Source organism: Flavobacterium sp. 38 (genome assembly GCF_057799715.1).
Window position 1 is genome coordinate 93,571 of the sequence record NZ_JBYNWZ010000012.1, and the last position, 14,606, is coordinate 108,176.

General features: G+C 34.4%; 12 protein-coding genes. 4 read left to right on the forward strand and 8 right to left on the reverse strand.

Annotated features, from left to right (window positions below; translation table 11 throughout):
• Positions 1-302: 302 nt before the first annotated feature.
• The 5 genes from AC3E9W_RS20760 to AC3E9W_RS20780 are packed head-to-tail and all read right to left on the reverse strand — an operon-like array spanning position 303 to position 6,872.
• Positions 303-896 (reverse strand): chemotaxis protein CheB, encoded by a 594-nt coding sequence (locus AC3E9W_RS20760; RefSeq protein WP_488769858.1) that lies wholly within the window; start codon positions 894-896, stop codon positions 303-305.
• Entirely contained in the window at positions 875-1,687 is an 813-nt protein-coding gene (locus tag AC3E9W_RS20765; RefSeq protein ID WP_306157924.1) for a CheR family methyltransferase, read from the reverse strand. Before AC3E9W_RS20765 ends, AC3E9W_RS20760 begins: the two co-directional genes overlap by 22 nt.
• Before the next feature lie 7 nt (positions 1,688-1,694).
• Entirely contained in the window at positions 1,695-2,042 is a 348-nt protein-coding gene (locus tag AC3E9W_RS20770) for a response regulator (RefSeq protein WP_488769859.1), read from the reverse strand.
• Positions 2,043-2,076: 34 nt separating this feature from the next.
• Positions 2,077-5,643 (reverse strand): response regulator, encoded by a 3,567-nt coding sequence (locus tag AC3E9W_RS20775; RefSeq protein ID WP_306157920.1) that lies wholly within the window; start codon positions 5,641-5,643, stop codon positions 2,077-2,079.
• 11 nt (positions 5,644-5,654) lie between these two features.
• Entirely contained in the window at positions 5,655-6,872 is a 1,218-nt protein-coding gene (locus AC3E9W_RS20780) for a hybrid sensor histidine kinase/response regulator (protein ID WP_306157918.1), read from the reverse strand.
• 389 nt (positions 6,873-7,261) lie between these two features.
• Here AC3E9W_RS20780 and AC3E9W_RS20785 point away from each other — a divergent pair, with 389 nt between their 5' ends.
• Both AC3E9W_RS20785 and AC3E9W_RS20790 read left to right on the forward strand, forming a co-directional pair.
• Complete coding sequence (locus tag AC3E9W_RS20785) at positions 7,262-8,107, forward strand: SDR family oxidoreductase (protein ID WP_306157916.1); 846 nt, start codon at positions 7,262-7,264, stop codon at positions 8,105-8,107.
• 239 nt (positions 8,108-8,346) lie between these two features.
• On the forward strand, positions 8,347-8,607 hold the full coding sequence (locus tag AC3E9W_RS20790; protein WP_488769860.1) for a SemiSWEET family sugar transporter: 261 nt from the start codon (positions 8,347-8,349) through the stop codon (positions 8,605-8,607).
• A gap of 68 nt (positions 8,608-8,675) precedes the next feature.
• Here AC3E9W_RS20790 and AC3E9W_RS20795 read toward each other — a convergent pair whose 3' ends face one another.
• Together AC3E9W_RS20795 and AC3E9W_RS20800 are read right to left on the reverse strand one after the other, a co-directional pair.
• The gene (locus AC3E9W_RS20795) at positions 8,676-9,488 is read right to left on the reverse strand and encodes a hypothetical protein (protein WP_456892489.1); all 813 of its coding nucleotides are present in this window, start codon (positions 9,486-9,488) and stop codon (positions 8,676-8,678) included.
• A 478-nt stretch (positions 9,489-9,966) separates the two neighbouring features.
• A complete protein-coding gene (locus AC3E9W_RS20800) occupies positions 9,967-10,308 on the reverse strand; it encodes a hypothetical protein (protein ID WP_488769861.1) in 342 nt (113 codons plus the stop codon).
• A gap of 213 nt (positions 10,309-10,521) precedes the next feature.
• On the opposite strand from AC3E9W_RS20800, the gene AC3E9W_RS20805 reads away from it, so the two are divergent.
• A complete protein-coding gene (locus AC3E9W_RS20805; RefSeq protein ID WP_488769862.1) occupies positions 10,522-13,347 on the forward strand; it encodes a PAS domain-containing sensor histidine kinase in 2,826 nt (941 codons plus the stop codon).
• On the opposite strand, the gene AC3E9W_RS20810 is transcribed toward AC3E9W_RS20805, so the two are convergent.
• Positions 13,337-13,768, reverse strand: coding sequence for a response regulator (locus AC3E9W_RS20810; RefSeq protein ID WP_456892484.1), 432 nt, complete (start codon positions 13,766-13,768; stop codon positions 13,337-13,339). The genes AC3E9W_RS20805 and AC3E9W_RS20810 overlap by 11 nt on opposite strands.
• Before the next feature lie 235 nt (positions 13,769-14,003).
• On the opposite strand from AC3E9W_RS20810, the gene AC3E9W_RS20815 reads away from it, so the two are divergent.
• Complete coding sequence (locus tag AC3E9W_RS20815) at positions 14,004-14,504, forward strand: pyridoxamine 5'-phosphate oxidase family protein (RefSeq protein WP_488769863.1); 501 nt, start codon at positions 14,004-14,006, stop codon at positions 14,502-14,504.
• Positions 14,505-14,606: the final 102 nt, after the last annotated feature.

The following is a 14,606-nucleotide window of genomic DNA, read 5'->3' on the forward strand; positions in this document are numbered from 1 at the left end:
ACAAATTGCATTTTTAAATAATCACACTCAAGGAGTTACTGTATTTGGACACGGATGAATCGGATTTGCAATGCAAAAACGCGGATAAAAACGGATTTTTTTAAATCTTAAAAATTAAAACCGCTCATTAGAGGTCCATATATAAAAGAATCCGAAGGATTCAAATCTTTATAGCACATAATTCCAACCGAAGATATGTGACTCCGAGGGAGTCATACTCAAACGAAACATAAATTTCTATAAACATTTGAATCCTTCGGATTCTTTTGCTTTACACTAATTGTATTTTTAAATAAGTATACTCAAGGAGTTACTGTATTAATCCCTTTTATAAATTCAAGAATTTCTTCTGTATTTAAAATAAAATCGGGAGCGGTATGCAAAATGGCATTATTGGGCATAAAAGACATTTCTGCAGAAAGCGGATTTTGTACTACTGTAACTCCACCAGCTGCTTTGATGGCTCTTAATCCAACTGTTCCGTCAGAATTGGAACCTGAAAGTAAAATTCCGACCAACTGATTACCGTAAATTTCTGCAGCCGACTCAAAAGAAACATCTATACTTGGTCTGCTGTAATTTATTTTTTCTGAAGTGTCTAATGACAATGTTTCGTTTTTTTCGAATAGCAAATGGTAATTGGAAGGCGCAATGTAGATAAAGCCTGGTATTAGTTTTACTTTGTCTTCTACTTCTTTTACTTGTATCTTAGATTTTAAAGCGATTAAAGCTTCTAAAGTTTGTTCGTCTGAGTGTTTTCTGTGAACTACAATTATAATAGCAAAGGAAAGCGGTTTTTCTACAAAAGGCAAAATTTGCAATAATGCCTGTAGACTTCCTGCTGATCCGCCAATTATAACTGCTTTACAATTTTTTATTCTTTTACTTTCCTCCATATTTTCTCTTTAGCAAACTGTTTATATTTGGTTTGAGATATAGAATATTTTATAGTTTCTTTTGTTCCGAGCGCCAAAAAACCGAGAACAGACAAGCTGTCATCAAATAGATTAACGACTCGTTTCTGCAGATTATTATCAAAATAAATTAAAACGTTGCGGCACAAAATGAGGTCAAATTCATTAAACGAAGTATCTGAAACCAGATTGTGCTGCGAGAAAACCATTTTCTCAGAAAGATTTTCGTTAAACTTTGCAAAGCCGTAGTTGGCAATATAATAATCGGAGAAATCCTGCTGACCGCCCGCATCGCGATAATTATCGGCATAATCTTTTATCATTCGCAGCGGAAAAATACCGCTTTTGGCCGTTTCTAGCACCGACGCGTTGATGTCTGTTGCATACAATATCGATTTATGCAGCAAACCCGCTTCTTTCAGCATAATCGCCATAGAATACACTTCTTCTCCTGTAGAACATCCTGCGTGCCAGATACGGATAAATGGTTTGGTTCCTAACAATGGAAGGATTTCTTTGCGGAGGGTGAGATAAAATGACGGATCACGAAACATCTCAGTTACGTTAACCGTTATTTCATCAATCATTCTTTTGCAATATTCTGGATCAGTGCGGACTTTAGATAGAAACTCATGAAAATGTTTAAATCCATCTAAATAAAAAACGCGGTTTACGCGTCTTTTAAGCGAGGCTCTGGAATAGCTTCCAAAATCAAAACCGTAATATTCGTAAACATCATTTATAAGAGTTTCTAATTCAATATCTTCAATCATAATTCATTTAAATTTCTTCTAAAATCCGAAGTAATTTATCAACATCTACTGGTTTTGAGATGTAGGCATCTGCTCCTGCTTCTATACATTTTTCTCTATCTCCTGACATGGCCTGTGCCGTTACAGCAATTACCAATGTCGATTCTTGTGATGGAATTGCCTTTATAAGCGGAATTGCCTCGTAACCATCCATTTCCGGCATCATCATATCTATTAAAACTGCATCTATAGATGAGTCTTCTTTTAATATTTTTAGAGCTTCTTCGGCGCTTAGACAAGATACACAGTCATACGATTTTGCTTTTAAGGTATTTACCAAAGCAAAAATATTCCTAGAATCATCATCTACTATCAATACGCGTTTTTTTCCCATTTACAGCTTTTTAAAATTAGATTTTATCATACAGCCACACTCTCAACAACGATAATAACTGGTCTACATCTACAGGTTTTGTAATATAATCTGAGGCTCCTGCCCTAATACATTTTTCCCTGTCGCCAGTCATAGCTTTGGCCGTTACGGCTATCACTGCTAAGTTAAGAAATTTAGGATTACTTCTTATCTTTTCGGCTGTTTCATAACCGTCCATATTTGGCATCATCATATCGAGCAATACCACGTCTGTGTCTGGATTTTCATCTAAAATTTTAATGGCTTCTTTTCCGTCAAAAGCCGTAATTACATTCATTTTAAATGCTTCTAAAGCTTTCGAAAGAGAATATATATTTCGTACATCATCATCTACAATTAATACTTTTTTCTCAAACAGAATATTATTCAGCGAATTCAGCTTTTTGTGGTTTTCTTTTTTAGCATTTCCTTCTTTCTTTTCTTCTACCAAATGAAGGAAAAGCGAAACCTCATCAAGCATTCTTTGATACGAATGTGCCGTTTTAACGATAATAGAATCGGCGTATTTTCTAATTTTTAATTCTTCTTTTACAGATAAACTTTTTCCTGTAAAGACAATTACGGGCAGATTTTCTAATCCTGGGCTTTTCTTCACGCCATCCAGAATTTCATAAGCCTGTTTATCTGGAATTCCCATATCCAAAATCACGCAGTCTACTTCTTCTTTACCCAAAGCCGATAATCCTTCCGAAACTTCGCTTTTAATTTCAGAATTAATATTATAGTTTTCTAAGAAATAAGCCAATGCTTTTGCATGTTTCGGGTTGTCCTCAATAATTAAAACCTTCTGAGATTCTTTGTTGATGATATGTTCGATACGTGTAAAAACTTCTGGAATTTTGTCAAATGCCACTGGTTTATCTAAGAAATCTACAGCTCCTTTCAGCAGACTTTCTTGTTTCAATTTGTGCGATGACATGATATGTACCGAAATATGCTTGGTTTGAGAATGGTTTTTTAATTCTTCCAAAACCTGCCAGCCGCTCTTAATTGGCAACTCAATATCCAATAAAATTCCGATTGGCTTGTAGATTAAAGCAAAATTCAAAGCATAATCTCCTCTTACCGCAACAACGCCTTTATAGCCTTTTTTCTGTGTAAAAGCCAGCAATGATTTAGCAAAACTAATATCGTCTTCTACAATCAAGATCACTTTATCGCCTTCTACAATCGAATCTCTATCGTCTTCAATTTCTGCTGGTATAACCTCGCTAATGTATTTTGGCTTGTTATCTGTTTCTTCTGTAACTTCTTCAAAAACTTCTTCTTCCTGTCTAGTATTAACCGAAATTTTATTTAAAGCCATTCCCAAAACCGGAAGACACAATGTAAACGTACTTCCTTCATTTACTTTACTGTGCAATGTAATTTCTCCTCGAAGCAGTTTTGCCAATTCACGGCTAATTGATAATCCTAAACCAGTTCCTCCATATTTACGTTTCGTTGAACCGTCTGCTTGTTGGAAAGCTTCAAAAATTAATGGCTGTTTCTCTAACGGAATTCCAATTCCAGTATCTTTTACAATGAAGCAAATCTCTTTGTCGTTATCTGAATTTACTTTTATTTCGAGGCTTACTGTTCCTTTTTCAGTAAATTTAATAGCATTCGAAATCAGGTTTTTCAGAATCTGCTCCAAACGCATTTTATCTGTTTTGATAACGATTGGCGCTTCTTTAGCAATGATTTCAAAATTGATGTTTTTCTCTTTTGCAATCAGATAAAATAAATTATGAAGACTGTCTGTAATTTCTTTTGTCGAAACATCCAAGAATTCCAGATCCATTTTACCCGCTTCAATTTTAGATAAATCTAGGATTTCATCAATTAATCCTAACAAACTGTTTCCTGAACTCTGAATTACTTTTGCAAATTCAATTTCTTCATTGTTCATCGTTTGGTTGTTATTTTCAGATAACAGACGGCTCAATAATAAAATCGAGTTCAGTGGCGTTCTCAGCTCGTGCGACATATTCGCCAAAAATTCTGATTTGTAGCGCGTTGTTAATTCTAAAGCTTCTGATTTTTTCTGAATTTCTGTGTTTTTTTCTTCTAATAAAACACTTCTTTCAGACAATTCCTCGTTGGTCTGCTCCAATTCTTCCTGCTGCACGCGAAGTTCTTCTTCTGATGCCTGCAGTTTTTCAGTTTGCGCTTCCAATTCAGCATTTATGGCTTCCAATTCGCTGTGCTGAATCTGTAATTCTTCTGACTGTGATTTGGTTTCTTCCAGAAGTTCTAAAACACGTTTACGGTTTTGAGTCGCTTTTAGAGCAATTCCGATATTGTTGGCCACTAAGTTTAAAAATTCCAATTGCAGTACAGAAAAACCATAAATACTGGCCAATTCAACTGCTCCTTCAATCTTAAAGTCCATTAGCGGAAGCGCCACTATATGCGTTGGTTTAATTTCTCCCAATGCATAATTGATCTGAATATTATCTGCTGAAAATGATTTCAATTCGAGCATTTTCCCAGAAACGATTGCCTGCCCAATTAAACCTTCGCCTTTTTTAATTCTTTCTCTGCTTTTACTCGGAATATAGCTGTAACCGCCAGAAATGGCCATTTCTTCTCCATCAACAACATACAAAACTCCAGCGCTGGCATTGGTATATTGGCACAAAAATTCTATGATATCTTTAGATAATTTCTGAATCGTTTTTTCGCCCAGCATTTTATCATTCAGAGTTGCAACACCCGACTGAAGCCATTCTTTTTGCGTCAGCAAGTCGAAAGACGTTTTTAGCGAATCTTTCATTTCATGTATAGAAGCTCCAAGAGCGCCCAATGTATCGGCTTTTCTATCATCAATCTGAACATCGTAATTTCCTTTGGTAATTTGGGCTGCAATTCCGCCAATTACTTGAAGTCTTTCTGCTATATCTTTGTCTTTTCTTTCTAATTCTTTTTGCAGTAAAGTTCTTTCGTTATAATCTTTTAAAATTCTGATTAAGAAAACAATAGAAATAAGAAAAGCAATAAAAAAGGCCACTACAATTAAAGCCAAACTGTAGTTACCGTAACGTTCTGAATTTGAATTGCGTTCTTCTAAAAGTTTCTGTTCTGTATTTTCAACTTTTTTGATGATCGCTCTCATGTCGTTCATCATATTTCGGCCTTCATTCAAGTCGAAAATGAGGGTTTCTTTGCTTAAGCGTTTTTTTACAATCTGATTGTTTAGATATTTAAAGAAACCTGAACGCTTCTCACGCAATTCGTCTAGTAATTTTCTTTGCGAAGGATTATCAGTCGTCAGTTCATCCAATTTGTCAAAGTAATTATTTGATCTATTTTCAGCATCCGAAAATCGATCTACAAACTGTTCGTCGCCCGTAAGCAGATACCCTCTCATACTGGTTTGGGCTTCGGTAATAATAGAAGAACCTTCGTTTAGATTGTAGATTACATCTTGAGTATGATTGACCCAAAAATTACTGCTTAATAGACTTTTAATACTAATAAAAGAAGCAACCGAACTAATTGTAAGTACAAACAGTGAAACTAGCGAGCTGATTAATAAATTTCTTTTAAAATTACCATTCATATATTTCTAAATTATTTTAATTCGTATTTCAAAGGTAGCACAATTATAAAACTTGCGCCCTCGCCTGGTTTACTTTTGGCTGTGATAAGTCCGTTGTGTTTTTCTATAATTTTTTTGGCGATTGCCAGTCCAATTCCCGTTCCTTCATAAGATTGGCGGTCATTTAAACTTTGGAAAATGATAAAAATTCGATCCAGATAAATTTCGTCAAAACCGATTCCGTTGTCTTTCACCACAATTCGGCAAAATTTACCTTCAGGAGAACTCGGACTGTCGATTGCTTTATCTAAAATGATTTCAGAAGTTATTTCGATTACAGCTTTATCATCGCTAGAAAATTTCAGGGCATTTCCAATTAGATTCTGGAAAACCTGACGCATCTGACTCGGAATACTGTCTACGGTTGGAAGTTCGTTGGTTTTTATCGTAGCATTTTTGCGTTCGATCAAATAATCAAAATCTCCTAAGACTTCCTGCAATACCACATTTAAATCTGTTTTTTCAGGTTTTACCTGAGCCGAAAGTCTAGAATAAGCCAGAAGATCGGTAATTAAAGTTTGCATTCTTTCTGCGGATTTTATTGTTCGATCCACATAATCGATAGCTTTGTCGTCTGCTTTTAAGTAAAGGTCTTTTATAATTTTGATAAAGATTTGAATTTTTCTAATCGGCTCATTTAAATCGTGCGATACTACCCAAGAAAACTGCTGTAATTCGTGATTTCTAAGTTCTAGTTCTTCATTTTTCTGAACCAGTTCTTTTGTTCGTTCCGCAATTTTAATTTCAAGGTTGTCCTGCGCTTCTTTTCTAATTTTTATTTCTTTAGAAAGCAGGTCTTTCATGGCTTTCAATTCGTTTTGCTGCTCGTAAATTTTAATGAAGGTTTTTACTTTGAGTATCAGCAAATCGCTATCTACAGGCTTCGTAATGTATTCAACAGCACCTGTTTCATAACCTTTAAAGATATATTTTTTCTCGGTATTAAGTGCCGAAAGAAAGATAACGGGAATATCTTTTGTGCGTTTGTTTCCAGAAAGAATTTTTACTACCTCAAATCCATCGAGTCCTGGCATTTGAACGTCCATGATGATGAGACAGTAATCTGTTTTTAGGATTTTTTTGAGAGCTTCTTCTCCAGATTCGGCACTATCAACATCGATATTATGCAGCTCTAATGTTTTCTTCAGGGCAATAATATTGGCCCTTATATCGTCTACAATTAATACCATGTCGGATAGCTAAATCGGTTGTAATTCAAAATAATTTGTTTTTTAAATAATCGTAAAAATTTTCCTATTTTTTACACGAATTGCAAAATGAGCTGCAAAAAATTGGCGCGGAAATTCTCAAATGTATAAAAAAAATAACGGGCAGGTTTTTTATTTAAATCGAAAATAGTTACAAAATTCCCATCTTTTGTATTTCAATTGAATGTTCTGGGTGATTGCTAACTTATTAGAAATTTCCTATTAGTATCAGTATTAGACAAAACCCATGTATTTTCATACACAATTGCCATTTTGTTTTTAATTGAGGCAAACAAAATATCTTTTAAGACAATCGAAATTTTAGGTAAGCGCTAATTTTAAATAGCATAAAAGCCTAAAAAGAAAGAATCATGAAAAAGAAACAGACATTTCCCGAACAAAAACAAAATCTACCGGGAAACGAACATAAGATGAATCCCGAACCCGAAATTATTAGAGAGAATTATACTGGAAGCGGTAAATTATTAGGAAAAACAGCTTTTATAACTGGAGGCGACAGCGGTATCGGAAGAAGTGTCGCTGTACATTTTGCAAGAGAGGGCGCTAATATAGCCATTGTGTATTTAAAAGAAGATAAAGATGCCCTTGAAACCAAAGCTATGATTGAAAAAGAAGGGCAGCAATGTCTTTTGATAAGCGGAGATTTAAAAGATGAAAAATTTTGTCAGACCGCAGTAAAGAAATGCCATACTACTTTTAAAAGCCTAAATATCCTGGTGAATAATGCTGCCACTCAATTTCCGCAAAAAGAATTGGAAAAGATTACGAGTGCACAGCTTAAAAAGACATTTGAGACTAATATTTATCCTTATTTTTATATTACTAAAGCGGCATTGGCATTCTTGAAAGAAGGCGATGCGATCATCAATACCACTTCTGTAACTGCTTTTCGCGGAAGCGAACATTTAGCCGATTATGCGAGTACCAAAGGAGCGATTGTAAGTTTTACACGTTCGCTTTCTACTATGCTGGCGAAGAAAAAAATCCGCGTTAATGGCGTTGCTCCTGGACCAATTTGGACGCCTTTAATCGTAGCAAGCTTTGATAAATTATCTGATTTTGGAAAAGACAATCCGATGGAAAGAGCCGGTCAGCCTTCTGAAGTAGCACCGGCGTATGTTTTTCTGGCTTGCGAAGACAGCAGTTACATTACAGGGCAATTTATTCATATAAACGGTGGGGAGCTTGTGGGCTGAGTTTTTTAAGCCACTAAGGTTCTGAGATGCTAAGCTACTAAGTTTTTTTACTGTGCGCATATTTTAACGCAAAGATTGCAAAGGTTTTACGCAAAGTACGCTGAGGATTTTAGTGTTTGCTAGCAAAATTAAGAACGCAAAGCATGTTCGCAAAAATGACCAACCAAACGCCTAAAAGTTTACAAAAAAACTTTGCCTCTCTGTCACTTTGCCCCTCTGTCACTTAAAACAAAAAACAAATGAATTATATAGATATCATAGGACTTTTTGCTGGGGCGTGTGTAACGCTATCAACCGTTCCGCAAATACTGAAAGTTTGGAAGACTAAGAAGGTGAAACAGATTTCGCTTAAAATGTTTGGTACGCTTACTTTTGGTATTGCGATATGGGTGGTTTATGGCATTTTGAAAAATGATTTGCCTATCATTATTACCAACAGTATTTCACTTATTCTAAACCTGATTATGGTTTATTTTATTCTTTATTTTGAAAAAGAATAAGTTCTAAAAAGAAAAAAACAGCTCGATCGAAGCTGTTTTTTTTGAAAGTGAAGAATATGGTATGCTTACTAGCTAGCTAATTTTTGGTTGTATGGATCTAATTCCAAATTGTATTTTCGAGATTGCAAGTTTCTCTTTAAAAAATGCACTGGCGCTGCAATTGCGGTTAATTTGATAGGCGATAGTTTTTTGATTTCGTCTAATTGCTTTACTGCAAAGTTTAAAATAGGCTCAAACATTGTAAAATAATTATAACTATGTTGCGCTATCTCTAATTCTAAAACCTCACGAAGAATACTTCTCATTAATAAATAACGAATTGCACCTTGATTTGGGATTCTTTTAAGTTCCTGAAATTTCTCCCCTATTTTATGATTTTCATCTCCTATGTAAATATAATTTCCAGAATTGCTTGTAAATATTTTTTTTACCTGAGAAACAAAATCAATTTCTTTATTTTCGACTGTTGTTGGCATTCCAATTATAGAGAATTGAATTTGCTGATGACTCTGAAAATACAATACGCTATTGATCGTAGAAGAATTGCTCATAATACCCGATTGCTGTTTTTTAAGACAATGAGTAGCTCCATCGGCACCAAAACTATGCAATACATTTCCTTTCTCGCAATACGCAAAAAACACAGGCGAAAACGGATTAGATTCAATACTTAAACTAACTTCTTGATTAAAAGTCAAGTCAAAATTTAAATACGTCATTTCTTTTTCAAAACGAACTCCAGAAATGCTTCCGTTTGCCCATTTTGATTTAAATATCAATTTGTATTCGTTGGCAGTAATCAATAAGTCTCCGCCGAAACTCTCTTTCAGATTAGTAAAAACAGCATCAAAGCTTCCTGTATTTAAGTAAAGTTTTTTCATTATTTCGGTTTGGTTAATAAAGCGGGAATTTGTACAAAACTCACCTTTGATTGTTATCTCAATTTCTTAATCCAAATTTCGTTCATATTGTCAGTCAATTCCTTATACAATTTTGAGGAGATATTTCATTATTCTAAGGTTCAAAGTTGCAGAGAGACAAAGTGACAAAGTTTTTCAAGTCAAGTTTTACTTTGTCCCTTTGCAACTTTGTCCCTTTGCAACTTTCAAAAAAAAAAGCAGCTGCTCCAAATAAATTTGAAACAACTGCTCATCAGCAAAATAAAAATACCAATCTATTTTTATTCTTTTAAGGTGTTAAGATTTTGAGCTTCTAATACACTAAGAAAAATACTTAGCAACTCAGAAGCTCAGAAGCTTTAAAAAAAAAATATTCTTTTAAGGCGCTAAGATTTTAACTTCTAAGACATTAGGAAAGTACTTAGTCCCTTAGCAGCTCAGAAGCTTAGAAGCTTAAAAATTACGTTAACTCGTTTACGTCTGAATTTTTAGAGTAATTGGCTTTCGGAATGTCTTTAAAAAATTCTGCTTCTTCTAAATCTGCCGTTGGGCCGTATCCTAATAAATGAGTTCCTTTTCCTCCGTCTTTAGTTTCGATAATATATAAAATCGACATATCATCTGGATCGCTCATTCCTTCATAACGATGATGTGCCACAATAAATATGTCTTCTGGTTTATAAGATACTTTACTTTGAGAATCTATCAGGCGGTCATTTTCAAATAAATAATTTACTGTATATCCTTCCTCCTGGTATCTTTTTATATTATCGGTTTCGTGTTTAGAATCTTCCCTTTTCATTGCTTTTTATTTTTATCTTTTATTCAAATTTCCGCATAGAAAAATGATAAAATTAACTCTAACGATTTTAATCTTGCCTCATTCAAAATCGCATTTCTGCGGATATTTATTTTTTACTAATTTTAATAAAGCTTAATCTAAAAAAAACAAACATTACCGATTTAAAGTAATGAAAAACGACCTGTTAAACAGGAACATAAAAATACAATTTGAATGAGTTACAACAATTATGATTTTTTGGCCAATGGAGGAGAAATGGGTGAACTTATCCGTGTCAAAGATTGGAATAAAACAGCTATGGGGCCAGTTGAATCTTGGCCTCAAAGCCTCCGTACTACTTTAGGAATTCTTCTAAACTCTAAATTTCCTATGTTTTTGTTTTGGGGGCCAGATCATATTTGTTTCTACAATGATGCCTATCGTCCTAGTTTAGGAAATAATGGCAAACATCCTTCTATTCTTGGAGAAAAAGGTGCCGATTATTGGCCTGAAATCTGGGATTTTATTAAACCTCTCATAGATCAGGTATTGCAAAAAGGCGATTCGACTTGGCATGAAGATCAATTATTGCCTATTTATAGAAATGGAAAATTGGAAGATGTGTACTGGACATTTAGCAATAGTCCTGTACATGATGAGAATGGAAAAGTAGCTGGAGTTCTCGTAATTTGCAATGAGACAACCCATCAGGTTTTGACGCGTACAAGGCTTGAAGAAAGTGAAAAACGTTTTAAAGACATTGTAAAACAGCTTCCAGTTGGAATTGGAATTCTAAAAGGTCCAGATCTGATTGTGGAAATGGCCAATGAAACGTATCTTCATATTATTGATAAAGAGGAAAACGAAATTTTAAACAAACCCATTTTTGATTCGGTTCCAGAAGCAGAGGAAACGGTTTTTCCTTTACTAAAGAAAGTCTATGAAACTGGAATTCCGTATTATACTGACGAATTACCAGTTAATTTAAATCGTTATAATAAGCAAGAATTAGGCTATTTTAATCTCGTTTTTTATCCGTTAAAAGATGAAAATGAAATTATTAACGGCGTTATTGTTGTCTCTTATGAAGTTACTGAAGAAGTAAAAGGAAGGCATCTTCTTAAAGAAAGCGAAAAAGCTTTTCGCGATATTGTAATTGACTCGCCAATTGCAATGGCGATCTTTAGAGGAAAAGATTTTATTATCGAAATGGCCAATAAAGCAATGATGTACAATATCTGGCAAAAGGAAGAAAAAGATTGTATTGGCATTCCTTTATTAGAAGTTTTTCCTGAATTGCAACAGCAAAAATACCCTGAATTATTGCAGGAAGTTTTGGTAAACGGAAAAACAATTCGCGAAAATGAAGCCGTTGCTTATGTTGATATTAATGATAAATTAAAGAAATTCTATCTCGATTACCAATACACTCCACTCTACGAAAAAGACGGACAGGCTTCGGGAATTATGTGTACTGTATATGACGTCACTTCTAAAGTAAAAGCTAGAAAAAAAGTGGAAACTGCAGAAGAGAGAGTTAGATTGGCAGCTGAAATTGGCGAAATTGCGATGTGGGATTTAAATCTTAAAACTAAAAAACTAATCTACAGCGATACTATTCTAGACATTTTTGGCTTTGAAAAAAACAGCAAAATTGTACATCAGGATATTCGAAGCCGCATATTTCCAGAAGATGAACATATTGTTGCTGAAGCTTTTGCTAAAGCGCTTAAAAATGGAATTTATAAATATGAAGCTCGAATTTTAAAAGTAAACAATTCTATTGGCTGGATTAAAGTTCATGGTAAAATCTTTTTTGATGAAAATAAAGAGCCCTCTAAAATGGTCGGCACTTTAATGGATTTTACTACCGAAAAACAAAATCAGCATGTTTTGATGAAAAGCGAAAAAAAATTCAGACTCCTCGCCGACTCTATGCCGCAGCTGATCTGGACGAGCGATACTCTGGGAAATTTAAATTATTTTAATCAAACGATTTACAATTATTCTGGATTGTCTAAAGAAGAAATTGAGAAAAATGGCTGGCTGCAGATTGTGCATCCTGACGATCGAGAAGAAAATGTCAAACTCTGGATGGAATCGGTTAAAACAGGACATGATTTTCTTTTTATTCATCGATTTAAGCGCTATGATGGCGAATACAGATGGCAGCTTAGCCGTGCAATTGCCCAAATGGACGAGTCGGGAAAGATTCAAATGTGGGTGGGAACAAGCACGGATATAGAAGAGCAAAAAAACTTTACTAATCAGTTGGAAGAACAAATTATTGAACGTACCACGCAGCTGGAATTGAAAAACCGCGATTTGGTCAATATGAATATCGAACTGCAGTCGTTTGCTTATATTTCTAGCCATGATCTTCAAGAGCCTTTGAGAAAAATCCAAACTTTTGCTAGCCGATTGGCCGATTTGGATGAACAGAATATTTCGGCAAATGCCAAAGCGTATTTAAATAGAATTGAGTTTTCGGCAAAGAAAATGCAGAATCTCATACAAGATTTATTGACTTATTCTAGAGCCAATTCTGCCGACCGTGTTTTTTCGAGAGTTAAAATAGATGAAGTTGCAGAAGAAGTAATAAGCGATTTTTCGGATCGAATTGAAGAAAAAAATGCTGTTGTAGAATATCACGATTTAGGAGAAGCCACTCTTATACAGTTTCAGTTTAGACAACTGCTTCATAATCTGGTCGAAAATGCGTTGAAATTTTCTCGTCCAGGCGTTGCTCCAATAGTAAAAATTTCGGTTACTGAAGTGGAAGGTAAATTATTGCCGAATGCTGAATTTAAAGATAAAATCTACCATCATCTTCAAGTTACAGATAACGGAATTGGTTTTGAATTGGAGTACAAAGAAAAAATCTTTGAAGTTTTTCAGCGCTTGAATACGGAAAGCGAATATCGCGGAACGGGAATTGGTCTTGCCATTGTGAAGAAAATCGTAGAAAACCATAAAGGTTTTATAACGGTTTCTAGTGAAAAAGGCAAAGGTTCAGTTTTTAATATTTACATTCCCGATTTATCTGAAATCAGTATCTAAAAACAAAATTAGATTGGTTCGGAATAAATTTTTGCCAGTCAATTTGCATAGCGTGCTCAATTGATTTTATAATGTCATTCATTAAAATGGGTTTCGTAATAAAGCAATTGGCACCTAGCTTACGGCATTTTTCGATAATACCAGGTTCGCTTGAAGTAGAATAAATTACAACGGGAATATCTTTTCTATAGTCTGAATTTCGAAGCTCTTCTAAAACATCGAATCCATTTTTTCCTGGCATATTCAAATCCAAAAAAACGACATAAGGCGTTGCAGGCGGATTAAAAATGGCATTTAAGAAATTTTCGCCTGCAGAAAATGTTTGAAGATTAATATTTTGAGGTATACTTTCTACGGCATCAGCAAAAATACACAAATCATCTTCGTCGTCGTCAGTATAAAAAATAGTAAAATCTATCATCGTCTTTTTGGCTTAGAAATTTATCTTTCAAAGATAGTGCAATTTTTTATGTAACAAAAAGGTACTAGCCCAATTTCTTACAAAACGGTATAAATTGAAATCTCATAATTTCTAAGTTGAATTATATAAGCTAAAAAAGGACAAAAAGAGCCAACTTTACTGGTATCTATTTTAAGGCAGATAAAAGTATTATTTGTCAAACGATTAAATATAAAAAACTTAAAAATATAGCATTATGGGCGATCATAAAGACCTTACAGATGAATTTGCAGTAGATAAAATAAAAGATCTAGCTGAGCATATTAAAACGTGTATGTTTTGTACTTATAAAGAATACAAAATACAATCTCGACCAATGTCGGTTCAGAAAATTGATGATTTAGGACAGCTTTGGTTTTTATCTGACCGAAATAGCGGTCAGAATGCTGAAATTACTCAGAATCCGATGGTTGAAATTTTCTTTGCGGAACCGCACGATAAGTTTTTAACCCTTCACGGTACGGCAACTATTTCGTATGATAGAAAAACTATTGAAGAATTATATAATCCAGCAGTAAAAATCTGGATGCCTGGAGGCATAGATGATCCGAATCTGAGTGTGATAAAAGTGGTTCCTGAAGATGGTTACTATTGGAACAACAAAAACGGAAAAATGGTGGCGATTGCTAAAATGACAGCCGCTTTAATAACAGGAAAAACAATGGATGACGGAATTGAAGGAAGTTTGAAATTGTAAATTATTGATTTTTTTAACCGCAAAGAGCTCAGAGGTTTACGCAAAGTTCGCAAAGAATTTTCCTGCTCTCTTTGTGGTTATTTTTTTGCTTTTGCGCATAAT

Bases quoted from the DNA above. Each gene is read 5' to 3' on its own strand.
- AC3E9W_RS20800 (WP_488769861.1), bottom strand. From the start codon at position 10,308: ATGAAAAGGGAAGATTCTAAACACGAAACCGATAATATAAAAAGATAC.
- AC3E9W_RS20795 (WP_456892489.1), bottom strand. From the start codon at position 9,488: ATGAAAAAACTTTACTTAAATACAGGAAGCTTTGATGCTGTTTTTACT.
- AC3E9W_RS20780 (WP_306157918.1), bottom strand. From the start codon at position 6,872: ATGGTATTAATTGTAGACGATATAAGGGCCAATATTATTGCCCTGAAG.
- AC3E9W_RS20790 (WP_488769860.1), top strand. From the start codon at position 8,347: ATGAATTATATAGATATCATAGGACTTTTTGCTGGGGCGTGTGTAACG.
- AC3E9W_RS20765 (WP_306157924.1), bottom strand. From the start codon at position 1,687: ATGATTGAAGATATTGAATTAGAAACTCTTATAAATGATGTTTACGAA.
- AC3E9W_RS20785 (WP_306157916.1), top strand. From the start codon at position 7,262: ATGAAAAAGAAACAGACATTTCCCGAACAAAAACAAAATCTACCGGGA.
- AC3E9W_RS20815 (WP_488769863.1), top strand. From the start codon at position 14,004: ATGGGCGATCATAAAGACCTTACAGATGAATTTGCAGTAGATAAAATA.
- AC3E9W_RS20775 (WP_306157920.1), bottom strand. From the start codon at position 5,643: ATGAATGGTAATTTTAAAAGAAATTTATTAATCAGCTCGCTAGTTTCA.
- AC3E9W_RS20805 (WP_488769862.1), top strand. From the start codon at position 10,522: ATGAGTTACAACAATTATGATTTTTTGGCCAATGGAGGAGAAATGGGT.
- AC3E9W_RS20810 (WP_456892484.1), bottom strand. From the start codon at position 13,768: ATGATAGATTTTACTATTTTTTATACTGACGACGACGAAGATGATTTG.
- AC3E9W_RS20760 (WP_488769858.1), bottom strand. From the start codon at position 896: ATGGAGGAAAGTAAAAGAATAAAAAATTGTAAAGCAGTTATAATTGGC.